Below are 9,565 nucleotides of genomic sequence, written 5' to 3'. Positions count from 1 at the left end.
AGAATAATTCAGGTGAATTTATTTGAAATAAAAACCTTAAAAGCGTTATTTTCACCCGATAAAATCCCCATCAAACAAGAGGAAGCTCATGTGAGCTTCCTCTTATAAAAATTGTGGGACAGCAGTGGGCTAAGCCCTCCTCTTGGTTTACTCATGGGGTCAAAATAAATATTTAACCTTTCCATGTAAAACCACTAAAAGATTCGTCTTCTTTTAAGGTATTTTCTACTGCTTGGGCCAATTGATTCAATAAACTTTGTTCCGTAATACGATCTAGCCAGTCCTGATCTTCAGCTGGGTAAGAAGTAATCTCGCAGACCAGGTGCCCTTCTGCATCACGACTCTGGCAGGTGACAGATAATGGCAAAGATTGATTGTCTACACTTACCGCAACCTGATCACCACTTTGCGACAAGGTCTGGAAACCGTATTGACCGAGTTCTTTAGACAATAAATCTGCAACATATTCCTGAGTCACATGGCAGTCATTCGTTTGCTGTGACACATGATTATGCTTTTCACAGTTTGCAGTAAATTCTAATTTTCTCATCTGTGTATCCAAAGACATTATTGTTGTATGGTTTTAGCATAAGCAATAAAAACAAAACAGCCAAGCAAAAGCTTGGCTGTTGTTTAACAAATACACAAAATTAGACTAATTATTCACTGACTTGAATGGCTAAACCAGCTTGATTGGCCAACTCAGTGAAAGTTGGGAAACTGGTTGCTACAGTTTCGGTGCCAATAATTTTAATTTCGCCGGAAGTACGCAAGCCCGCCATGGAAAAACTCATGGCAATACGGTGGTCATGATGCGATTCAATTTCACCACCTGTGAAAATTGCAGACCAGTCACCAGACTTGCCCTTACCTTCAATGATGATGCCATCATCTGTTGGCGTACAGTCAATGCCCATAGTCTGCAAGCCATCTGCCATCACCTGAATACGGTCAGATTCTTTTACGCGAAGCTCGGCAGCACCAGTCAAAATGGTTTGACCTTCAGCACAAGCTGCAGCAATAAATAAAGCTGGGAATTCATCAATGGCCAATGGCACCTGATCTTCCGGCATATGAATACCTTTTAAGGTGCGCGTGCCGCGAATACGAATGTCTGCAATCGGTTCACCGCCTGCGATACGTTCGTTTTCAACAGTCAAATCTGCACCCATCTGTTTCAGGATTTCAATGACACCGGTACGGGTCGGGTTAATCCCTACCGCTTCCAAAGTGACATCGGAACCTTCAGTAATGGCAGCACCCACCATAAAGAATGCAGCGGATGAAATATCAGATGGAACCTGAATATCAGTACCGACCAATTTACCGCCACCTTGCAGGGAAATACGGTTACCCTCAGTTTTTACTTCATAACCAAAGGCACGCAGCATACGTTCGGAATGGTCACGGGTCGGTTCCGGTTCAGTCACCGATGTTTCCCCTTCTGCCCAAAGGCCCGCCAGTAAAATCCCTGATTTCACCTGAGCCGAAGCCATTGGTAAGTCGTAATGAATACCTTTAAGCTTTTGATTGCCGGTAATGGAAACGGGCGGTGTACCACGCTCACCTGTAGTCTGAATCTGTGCTCCCATTTCACGTAACGGTTTAGCAATACGTTCCATTGGACGCTTTGACAAGGATGCATCACCAGTCATGACTGAATCAAACTTCTGTGCACAGAGCATACCGGAAAGCAGGCGCATGGAAGTACCCGAGTTGCCCATGTATAAGGCACTTGCAGGGGATTTTAGGCCATGCATACCTACGCCATGAATAGTCACGTCACCATTTTTAGGCCCTTCAATACTCACGCCCATATCACGGAATGCTTGAAGTGTTGCCAATGCATCTTCACCTTCAAGGAACCCGCTAACATGTGTGGTTCCTTCAGCAATCGCACCAAACATGATGGAGCGGTGTGACACAGATTTGTCACCTGGCACGGTAAATTTACCTTTAAATGTCTTATCACCCGGCAAAATGGTAAATTGTTGTGTCACGTTATCGTTCTCCATCAAAGGTTTTTTAGCGAGCATATGATTGAAGTGTTGTCGCGCAGCTTGTGCATGCTCCAACAGTCCAATCAATGCCTTGGAATTTTCATCTTCAATGAGTTTGCGAATTTGAGCCAGTTGCTGCTCAAAGCCATCCACTGCATTTAAAATTGCTTTTTTATTGGCAAAAAAGATGTCATGCCACATTTGCGGGTCACTCGCCGCGATTCGGGAAAAATCACGAAAGCCCCCAGCGGCATAACGAAAAATATCCAGATTATCTTCCCGGTTGGCCAGTTGCTCAACCAGGTTAAAGGCCATTAAATGCGGAAGATGACTGGTATGGGCCAGCACTTCATCGTGCTTGTCCACATCCATACAAATCACTTCTGCCTTGGCAGCTTGCCACAGTTGAACCAGTTTATCCACAGCCCAGTCAGCACTGCTTGGTAATGGCGTCAAAATGACTTTATGATTGGCAAACAAATCAACCTTACCTGCATGCACGCCAGTATGTTCCGCACCCGCAATCGGATGACCCGGAACAAAACCTGCCGGCAGGTTTTCACCATATACGGCTTTGGCTGCATCCACCACATTGCCTTTGGTACTGCCCACATCGGTAATGATGGTGTTCTCTGACAGATAAGGCTTGATGGTTTCTAACACCTTTTGCGTTGCCCGCACAGGTAAAGCCAAAACCACCAGATCTGCACCTTGCACCGCATCTACGGGATTGCTATAGCCCTCTTGAATCAGTCCAAGCGCTTTTGCATCATCCAACGTTTTTTGCGAACGCGTTGAGGCAACAATTTGCTTTGCCAGTTTTTCAGCAATGATGACACGAGCCAGACTTGAGCCAATCAGCCCAAGTCCAATAAAGGCAACTTTTTCAAACAGTGGCTGAGACATGGCTTAGGCTTTTTCCTCTACCGCATCAGGAGCTAAATCGAGTACTTTCGCCAGTGCTGTCAGGAATTTGGCATTTTCCGCTTCAGTACCAATCGATACACGCAGATGATTTGCAATACCCACAGGACGTACAATTACGCCTTCTTTTAACAAGGCATTGAACGTTTGTGCTGGATCAGCCTGTACATCGACCAAAATAAAGTTGGCACGAGAAGGTACATAGTTCAGCCCCAAAGCTTTAAAACCAGCTTCGAGCTGTGCCATACCCGCCTTGTTCACTTCACGCGATTGCTCGATAAAGTCTTCATCCTTGAGTGCAGCAACCGCAGCAACCATGGCAAGATGATTGACGTTAAATGGCTGACGAATACGGTTCAGGTAATCTGTTACTTCTGGCGATGCCAAGGCAAAACCAACACGCAGTGCAGCCAGACCATAACATTTAGACAAGGTACGGCTGACAATCAGGTTTGGATACTGCTCCAGAAATTTCAGGCTGTTGAAGTTTTCCGGGAAATATTCCACATAAGCTTCGTCCAGAACAACAATGACATTTCCCGGAACTTTTTGCATGAAAGCTTCAAATTCGGCTTCTTCAAACCAGGTTCCCGTCGGGTTATTTGGATTGGCAATAAAGATCAGTTTGGTATTGTCTTTAATTGCTGCTGCCATGGCATCCAGATCGTGAGCAAAACCTTTGGCCGGCACTTCAATCGCTTCTGCATTAATCGCTTGAGTCACCAAAGCATATACGGCAAAAGCATGCTGGCTATAAATTACCGAGTCTTTCTCTGAAACGAATGCGCGGGCAAACATTTCCAGCAAGTCGTTTGACCCATTACCTAAAGTAATACGGTCAGCAGTTACACCAAATTGTGCCTGAATCTGGTCTTTCAAGATAAAACCGCCACCATCCGGATAGCGACCAATTTCTGCCAGTTCAGCTGCTACAGCCTGTTTGACTTTATCAGAACAGCCCAACGGATTTTCGTTTGAGGCTAATTTGACAATATCAGTAATCCCTAACTCACGCTCAAGTTCACTAATAGGTTTACCTGGTTGATAAGGCTTTAACTTTGAGATGCCTTCATTGGCAGGGACAAACGACATGTTACTCTTCCGCTATTTCAAGTGATAAAAGGAATCAGCCTAAAATTAAAAAATCAAGCCGATCACCAGAGTGATTTATAAAACTGCGATCGGATATGAACCCAATACGCGAACTTCTTTGACCAAAGGACGAATTTCTTCAATTGCCGCTTTGACATTTTCTTGCTCGATATGGCCTTCCAGATCAATAAAGAATACATAGGCCCATTTTTCAGGCAATGCAGGACGGGTTTCAATACTGGTTAGACTGATGTTGTGTTTGGCAAAGGGTGCCAGAATTTCCAGTAATGCACCGGCACGGTCATGCGCTGAAATTAATAATGAAGTTTTATCATTGCCACTTGGCGGTACTTTTTCACGACCAATTACCAAGAAACGAGTGGTATTTTCCGGATTATCTTCAATATTGCTGTGCAGGATTTCCAGGTCATAAATATTGGCAGCCACTTCTGACGCAATCGCTGCGGAATGCCATTCATTGCGAATACGGCGTGCCGCTTCGGCATTAGAACTTAAGGCAACACGTTCCACGCCTGGATAATGGGCATCTAACCATTTACGACATTGTGCCAAGGTCTGCTGATGGGCATAAATCTGTTTAATGCTGTCTTTACGGGTATTGGAGGACACCAGAAACTGGTGATGGATACGCAGTTCCACTTCACCAATCACATTCAAGTGTGAAGATTTAAAACAATCCAAGGTATGGTTCACCACACCTTCAGATGAGTTTTCTACCGGCACCAAACCATAATGTGCACTGCCCGCTTCGACTTCACGGAACACTTCATCAATGGTAGGCAATGGGCGGACAATGGCATCCTGACCAAAATGTTTCAATACTGCTGAATGGGTATAAGTGCCCACAGGCCCTAGAAATGCAATACTTTGTGGTGCTTCCAGTGCCAGACACGCAGACATGATTTCACGGAATAAACGCGCCATGGTGACGTCAGACAATGGACCTTCATTACGCTGCATAACATTACGTAAAACTTGTGCTTCACGTTCAGGACGGTAAAACAATGGATTCTCTTCAGCAGCAAATTTTGCTTTTGCGACAGCTTCAGCCAGTTTTGCTCTTTTATTGATAAGCTGTTGAATCTGTTGGTCTACAGAATCAATATCCTGACGGATTTGAGCCAGATCAAGAGAAGTCGATGTGTTTTGATCGTCGTTGATCATTGTTATGTTGCCCTTCAAAAACGTTATGCAAACAGTATAACAATAGTTAGCTTTCAAATGTTACGCAATAAGACTTTGATTGATTCAGTCTTAAAAACATACAGTTGATTTAATCAGCAATTTTATTGCTGATGTTTTTGCCCGGAGTATTTTAAATTGCTGAGCTTTTGCCAATTCGCTAAAAAAGACACCACGGCTATACATCTGTAATTCAGCAATCTGGCTCGCAATTTTATGTCATTTCACTAAATAAATTTATTGGTATTTGCAAATAAGCTCATCGTTAAAAACACTTAATACTGAATTATTTTTAGCCATTTTCCTTATTTTCAAAGATTCGATTAAGCGATTCTGGTCGAATATCTTCAAGTTCTGCAAGCAACAGTGATCGGTATTGTAGATCAACACATTCAGGAGTCACTTCAAACCTGGATAGCTAGGATAGCTTTTCATCTCGCAATGAATAACATCACAAAACGCAATCACGCCCATCTGACCGCATACAAAGTCAAAAAATCCACAGCCATTTTGAAATAATTAACAAAATCAATCATCGGAAAAATTTTGCATGCTGACCATTTGACACATGTAGAAACAAAAGTTTTTAGTTTAATTTTTTAATATTTACAAATGCTTGAAAACACTCACCCAGGTAAACTTACAGATATTTTACAGATGCAAGAGTCCTTTACCAAACTCCATCACAAAAGTTTAATGTTTAATTTATAGTCTGTGAACAAAGCAATTCGGAGAAAAATAATGTCCAAAAGAATCGCCGTGCTAGTGACCCATGATTTTGAAGATGTCGAATATTCTGAACCTGTGCAAGCCTTTCGTGCAGCACGGCATAGTATTTTAAATATTGAAAACAAAGCAGGCAATATTGTCTATGGTCATAAGCGAAAATCAGCCGTCACCATTGACCAAAGTATAGATGATGTCACCGTGCATGATTTTGATGCTTTGCTCATTCCTGGCGGTTATTCTCCAGACCGGCTCCGTGGCGATGACCGCTTCGTGGATTTTGTGCGTAAATTTGCCCATGCAGAAAAACCCATTTTGAGCATTTGTTATGGTCCGCAGTTACTGATTACAGCCAAAGTCGTCAAAGGCCGCTTAATGACCACCATTAAAACGGTTGCCAAGGATCTGATTAATGCCGGCGCAGTCTATTATGATGTTGGTGTGGTCAACGATAATAATCTGTATATCTCATCACGCTCTCCTGATGATTTACCTGCGTTTATAGAAGAAAGCTTAATGGTTTTGAATCAATAAAAAGCACCCTGCAAAGTCAGACCTGGTGTCCAGCTTTTAGGGTGCCTCTCTATTTATTCAGCTCTTTTTTTATTGTAGCGTCTTATTCATGAATTAACGCCCCAATAAGCTACGTGCTACAATCTCTTTCATAATTTCATTGGTTCCGCCGTAAATTCGCTGAATACGGGCATCCACAAAGAAACGTGAAATTGGATATTCTGTCATATAGCCATAGCCACCAAACAGCTGTAACAGCTTATCCGCTATTTTCATCTGCATGTCGGTTGCGAAACTTTTTAAAGCTGCTGCCGTTTCCACATCCAGTTTACCCTGCATATATAACTCAACGTTCTGGTTATAAAAAGCAGCAGTCGCCTGTTCCTCAATTTTCGCCTGAGCCAAAACAAAACGGGTATTCTGGAACTGGCTAATTGGCTGACCAAAGGCTTGTCGTTCTTTGACATAAGCAATGGTGACATCAATTGAACCACGAATAGCACCAATGGCTGTTGCAGCAATCGCGGTGCGCTCACGTGGTAATTCCTGCATTAAATAGGCAAAACCTTGTCCTGGCTGACCCAGCAGCTGATCTTTAGGCACCTTGATATTATCGAAGAACAGTTCAGAAGTATCTTGTGAATGCAAACCAATCTTGTTGAGGTTGGTGCCCTTTTTAAAGCCTTCCAGGTGTGTATCTAAAAGCAATAACGACACGCCTTTTGCACGGGCTTGCGGATCAGTTTTTGCTGCCAAAACCACCAGGTCAGCATGTTGACCATTCGAGATAAAAGTTTTGGAACCATTGAGCAGATAGTGATCTCCCTGCAGGATGGCATTGGTGCGCATCGCCTGCAAGTCTGAACCGGCACCCGGCTCCGTCATGCCAATCGCCCCTACCACTTCACCCGTCACCATTTTGGGTAACCAGTACTGCTTTTGTTCTTCTGTCCCAATATGCAAAATATAAGGTGCTGCTATTTCAGAGTGGCAGGAAATACCGGTGGATAGTGCACTAAATCCGGCACGTGCAGATTCTTCTACCAGCATCAGTGAATAATGGGTTGGCACGCCATAACCGCCATATTCTTCAGGAACATCCACGCACAGGAAACCGTTTTCACCCAGCAAGTTCCAGACTGAACGCGGCATAATGCCTTCCTGTTCCCATTGTTCATAATGTGGAGCAATATGCTCATTCATAAAGCGTTTGAAATTGTCGCGGAATAATTCTAAATCAGCATCATAAGCCAACATACGGCATCCTTATATTGAGTTGTTGTAGTTCTGTCCCTTTCTCATGCTATCCACTTTATAGATATCTGTCATGTCGTATAGGCTTTATATTTTATGACCTTAGGGTCAATAAAAAAGGAAGCCGTAACTTCCTTTTTAAATCTGCATCGATTAAGCGTGTGTTTGAGCCGCTTCTTCCTGCATTTTTTGGTCAACCATTTCAGGATTGTTTAATGCCTCATTTAATTTAACTGTATCTAATTGACCGACCCATTTGGCAACGACAATCGTTGCCAATGAGTTACCCACAAGATTGGTCAAGGCACGTGCTTCTGACATGAAACGGTCAATACCCAGAATCAATGCCAGACCTGCGACAGGGATATTTCCTACAGCAGACAATGTTGCCGCCATGACAATAAAACCAGAACCTGTTACACCTGCCGCACCTTTAGAAGAGATCAACAACACCGCTAAAAGTGTAATTTCATGTGCTAAATCAAGCTGAGTATTAGTTGCCTGTGCAATGAAGATTGCAGCCATGGTTAAATAGATTGAAGTACCATCTAGGTTAAATGAATAACCGGTAGGAATCACCAGACCCACAACTGACTTTTCACACCCGACAATTTCCAGTTTTTTCAACATGCGTGGAAGTACGGATTCAGAAGATGATGTCCCCAGGACAATCAAGAGTTCTTCACGAATCATACGAATCAATTTCAGGATACTAAAACCACTGAAACGCGCAATACTACCCAATACAATGAAGATAAACAGCAAACAGGTAATATAGAAACAGATGATGAGTTGAGCTAACTGAGCAAGTGAACCAATACCATATTTACCAATCGTAAATGCCATCGCACCGAACGCACCGATCGGTGCAAGTTTCATGATCATGTTTACGATATTGAAGAATACATGCGAAATTTGATCGATGAATTTAAGGACCGGTTTACCTGCATCGCCCAATTTATGTAACGCAAAACCAAACAGCAATGCAAATAAAAGGACTTGAAGAATTTCACCTTCGGCAAAGGCACCCACCACCGTATTCGGGATGATGTTCATAAAGAAATCAACGGTCGATTGAGATGCACCGGATTCCACATACTTGGCGATACCTGAAGTATCTAAAGATGCAGGATCAATGTTCATGCCTACACCCGGTTTTGCAATATTGATCACCAGCAAACCGATAATTAATGCTAGTGTTGAGACAACCTCAAAATAAAGCAGCGCGATACCACCTGTTTTACCCACAGATTTCATGCTTTCCATACCTGCGATACCACTAACCACAGTACAGAAAATCACCGGTGCAATAATCATTTTAATGAGCTTAATGAAAGCATCACCTAATGGTTTTAATTGCTCGCCCAAGCCTGGAACACTTTGCTTAACGCCGTCAACGATTACAGATGAACTTGGGTAAAAATGACCAACAATCACACCTAAAATGATGGCAACAATCACCTGAAAATACAGTGACTTATAAATTGGTTTTTTAGCCATAACATTACTTCTTTAGATATTTCCAGCACTAGAAATATTCAGTTTTTGCCTATTCTTACGAATACACAGCCTTTAATCCTTTTGTATTCATCACAAAAGAACATACAAAAAGTATTGAGTAAGCTCAAATACTGGGATATAAAAAAATCATAAACTTATCATCATGAATGAATTGAATTTATAAAAAATCCACCTATTCGGTCACACATGCTGATAAGCAAATCTACATAATTTTACCTAATGTTAAATTTTACCTAATTTTTATTTGTTGATGCGGTCTATATTGTTAAGTTTGTTTAAAATACCATCGCTACTCATTAGACATTAGTCGAAATAACTAAAGTTACTTTTAT

Annotated in this window: 7 protein-coding genes; 1 reads left to right on the top strand and 6 read right to left on the bottom strand. The window is 42.4% G+C overall.

Annotation, left to right across the window (positions count from 1 at the left end):
- Nucleotides 1-172: 172 nt before the first annotated feature.
- The 4 genes from FTU91_RS05975 to pheA all read right to left on the bottom strand — a co-directional run bounded on the left by FTU91_RS05975 (nucleotide 173) and on the right by pheA (nucleotide 5,201).
- Nucleotides 173-550 carry a hypothetical protein gene (locus tag FTU91_RS05975; RefSeq protein ID WP_180041840.1) on the bottom strand — a complete coding sequence of 126 codons (378 nt, stop codon included), beginning with the start codon at nucleotides 548-550 and terminating at the stop codon, nucleotides 173-175.
- A gap of 109 nt (nucleotides 551-659) precedes the next feature.
- On the bottom strand, nucleotides 660-2,906 hold the full coding sequence (locus FTU91_RS05970) for a bifunctional prephenate dehydrogenase/3-phosphoshikimate 1-carboxyvinyltransferase (RefSeq protein WP_180081373.1): 2,247 nt from the start codon (nucleotides 2,904-2,906) through the stop codon (nucleotides 660-662).
- 3 nt (nucleotides 2,907-2,909) lie between these two features.
- Nucleotides 2,910-4,016 carry a histidinol-phosphate transaminase gene (gene hisC, locus FTU91_RS05965; RefSeq protein WP_180081372.1) on the bottom strand — a complete coding sequence of 369 codons (1,107 nt, stop codon included), beginning with the start codon at nucleotides 4,014-4,016 and terminating at the stop codon, nucleotides 2,910-2,912.
- Between the two features lie 75 nt (nucleotides 4,017-4,091).
- Nucleotides 4,092-5,201: a prephenate dehydratase gene (gene pheA, locus FTU91_RS05960; RefSeq protein ID WP_086195615.1), complete on the bottom strand. Its 1,110-nt coding sequence runs from the start codon at nucleotides 5,199-5,201 to the stop codon at nucleotides 4,092-4,094.
- A gap of 759 nt (nucleotides 5,202-5,960) precedes the next feature.
- On the opposite strand from pheA, the gene FTU91_RS05955 reads away from it, so the two are divergent.
- The gene (locus FTU91_RS05955; RefSeq protein ID WP_086195616.1) at nucleotides 5,961-6,479 is read left to right on the top strand and encodes a type 1 glutamine amidotransferase domain-containing protein; all 519 of its coding nucleotides are present in this window, start codon (nucleotides 5,961-5,963) and stop codon (nucleotides 6,477-6,479) included.
- A 93-nt stretch (nucleotides 6,480-6,572) separates the two neighbouring features.
- On the opposite strand, the gene FTU91_RS05950 is transcribed toward FTU91_RS05955, so the two are convergent.
- Entirely contained in the window at nucleotides 6,573-7,715 is a 1,143-nt protein-coding gene (locus FTU91_RS05950) for an acyl-CoA dehydrogenase family protein (protein WP_180081370.1), read from the bottom strand.
- Between the two features lie 150 nt (nucleotides 7,716-7,865).
- Entirely contained in the window at nucleotides 7,866-9,212 is a 1,347-nt protein-coding gene (locus FTU91_RS05945; RefSeq protein ID WP_180081368.1) for a dicarboxylate/amino acid:cation symporter, read from the bottom strand.
- Nucleotides 9,213-9,565 lie beyond the last annotated feature (353 nt).

The organism is Acinetobacter sp. YH12201 (assembly GCF_013418145.1).
GTDB lineage: Bacteria > Pseudomonadota > Gammaproteobacteria > Pseudomonadales > Moraxellaceae > Acinetobacter.
The sequence above is the reverse complement of the archived record's forward strand: the minus strand, read 5'-3'. Positions and strand labels throughout refer to the sequence as shown.

Coding starts and splice junctions, on each gene's coding strand:
- FTU91_RS05975 (WP_180041840.1), bottom strand. CDS start 550: ATGAGAAAATTAGAATTTACTGCAAACTGTGAAAAGCATAATCATGTG.
- FTU91_RS05970 (WP_180081373.1), bottom strand. CDS start 2,906: ATGTCTCAGCCACTGTTTGAAAAAGTTGCCTTTATTGGACTTGGGCTG.
- hisC (WP_180081372.1), bottom strand. CDS start 4,016: ATGTCGTTTGTCCCTGCCAATGAAGGCATCTCAAAGTTAAAGCCTTAT.
- pheA (WP_086195615.1), bottom strand. CDS start 5,201: ATGATCAACGACGATCAAAACACATCGACTTCTCTTGATCTGGCTCAA.
- FTU91_RS05955 (WP_086195616.1), top strand. CDS start 5,961: ATGTCCAAAAGAATCGCCGTGCTAGTGACCCATGATTTTGAAGATGTC.
- FTU91_RS05950 (WP_180081370.1), bottom strand. CDS start 7,715: ATGTTGGCTTATGATGCTGATTTAGAATTATTCCGCGACAATTTCAAA.
- FTU91_RS05945 (WP_180081368.1), bottom strand. CDS start 9,212: ATGGCTAAAAAACCAATTTATAAGTCACTGTATTTTCAGGTGATTGTT.